Below are 2,095 nucleotides of genomic sequence, written 5' to 3' on the forward strand. Positions count from 1 at the left end.
ACCGGCACCTTCGTGTCGATGGTGCAGGCCTCGGAGTTCGTCCGGGTGATCGAGGAACGCCAGGGGTTCAAGATCGGCTGCATCGAGGAGGCCTGTTGGCGGGCCGGGCTGATCGACGGCGCCCAACTCCGGGCGCTGGCCGAGCCGTTGCTGAAGAGCGGGTACGGCCAGTACCTGCTGGACCTGTTGCAGGAGGAACCTCACGAGGACGGTCCCCGGATGCGCCAGCACGTCGAGAACACCGAGCTACGCCCCGACGGCATCCATGTCCAGGACCCGTTCTGGCTCGACTGGCGGCGTGTCTCACGTGCAGATGCCTCACCCGGGGATCCACCCCGAACCGGTCGTCTCGATGCCCCGCCGGGGCCCGGTCCTGACCGGGACGCCTTACCCACCCGGCGCCGGTCAGGCCCGCGCGACCAGCAGGCCCGTCGAGGAGGCCAGCCCAGTGGTCGCGATGTGCCGTAAGCCCGCGGCGGCGAACAGCGCGGTGAATTCCGCCTCGGTACGCTCCCGGCCGGGGTGCAGCGCCATCATGACGGTGTCCCGCAGCTTCCCGTCGTGCGGTGCGTTGTCCTCCGGCACGATGGCATCGATAACGATGACCCGGGCATTGGGCGCCATCGCCTGCCGGATCCTGCCGAGCACCGCCACGCACTGCTGGTCGTCCCAGTCGTGCAGAATCATCGACAGGAGGTAGGCGTCCGCGCCCTGCGGCACGCTGTCGAAGAAGTCCCCGCCGACCAGGTCGACCCGGTCGGCGATGCCGGCCGCTTCCAGCACCGCCTCTGCGCCCCGAACCACCGACGGCTGGTCCAGCAGGGTGGCCCGCAGCTCCGGGTAGCGTGGCAGGATCGTGGCGAGCAGGTGCCCCTGCCCTCCGCCGACATCAACCACTTGCGCCACGCCGGTCAGGTCGCAGCTCTCCACAGCAGCGGCGTGGACACGCCGGGCCATGTCGCCCATCGCGTCGTTGAACAGTTCCGCCTGCTCCGGGTGGGCGGCCAGGTGTGACCACCAGTCCGTACCGTGTATGTGCGGGAACGTCGGACGGCCGGTGCGCACCGAATACGACAGCGAGTTGATGGCCTGAAGTTTCTCGGGCAGCCCCCAGAATCTGACCCAGGCCCGCACCGACCCGGGCGCATCGGCGCGCAGCGTCTCGGCCAGTGGGGTCAGGGCGAACGTCTCGGGCTCCACCTCCCGAAAGATCCCCTGGGCAGCCAACGCCCGCAGCACCCGGTGCAGTGCCTGCGGGTGTGCCCCGCATCGGCGGGCGAGCTCCGGCACCGGCACCGGCCCGTCGGCCAAGAGCTCCGCTATGTCTAACTCAGTTGCCACTACGAGAAGTTGCGTGATGAGGGCGCCGTGCAGCAAGTCCATCATCCGTTGCTGCGGCCGACTGTCCGTCGGCCCGGGAACCACACCCGGCCGGCGTTCGGCCGCGTCCTCACGGGCGTTCGACAAGACACACTCTTCTTGGACCTCATGGTTCTGCACTTGACTTCTCCTTGCTGTGAATAGCAGCTGCCTATGCCTCGGGCACGGGGTGTCTGGAGTTGTTCGAGGGATCAGGTCAGACGGTGCAGGGTCGGCTCGGTAGCGGTCTGACACCCAGGGCGATCACGGGAACCTCCGCGATTGCGGCGGGCCCCCGATGATCAGCTCTTGGTCGGTGCCGCTGTCGATCGGCGCGAGCGGGCGCGATCACGGACGCAGACGGACTTCAGGTTGGGGTGGACCTTCGCGAACCCACCGGCGAACGCACCCGGCTTGACCGGCGGAAGCTCCGGACGGTGGCCGCGAGGATGCCGTAGTAGATGTAGCGGCATGCCAAGAGCGGGTGGCAGCCGTGCATCAGCGGCCTCCCTGACGTGGGCTGATCCCAGCATGCCCGTCAAACGATCTACCCACTACTCCCGATTACGTCGAAAGTGGCACGTTGCAGACCACAAGTGGTTGGTCCGGACCGGTAGTGGCCTCCGTGCCCCTGGAGGGCTGAGCCGAGGACCGGGCCGTGGATTGTGCCGGACAACAAGGGCGCAGCGTTGCGTTCCGGGATCACCACCGCGCGGCCGGAACCTGAAAACCGTCC

General features: G+C 68.2%; 1 protein-coding gene and 1 pseudogene. One reads left to right on the top strand and one right to left on the bottom strand.

Annotated elements, in window-relative coordinates:
• Positions 1-468, top strand: a pseudogene (locus AB0M03_RS39585) (hypothetical protein); the annotation flags it as partial.
• On the opposite strand, the gene AB0M03_RS39590 reads toward AB0M03_RS39585, so the two are convergent.
• Positions 406-1,500, bottom strand: coding sequence for a methyltransferase (locus AB0M03_RS39590; protein WP_363501681.1), 1,095 nt, complete (start codon positions 1,498-1,500; stop codon positions 406-408). The pseudogene AB0M03_RS39585 and the gene AB0M03_RS39590 overlap by 63 nt on opposite strands.
• Between the last annotated feature and the right edge of the window lie 595 nt (positions 1,501-2,095).

This window comes from Kitasatospora sp. NPDC051914 (genome assembly GCF_040680995.1).
Classification (GTDB): Bacteria; Actinomycetota; Actinomycetes; order Streptomycetales; family Streptomycetaceae; genus Kitasatospora.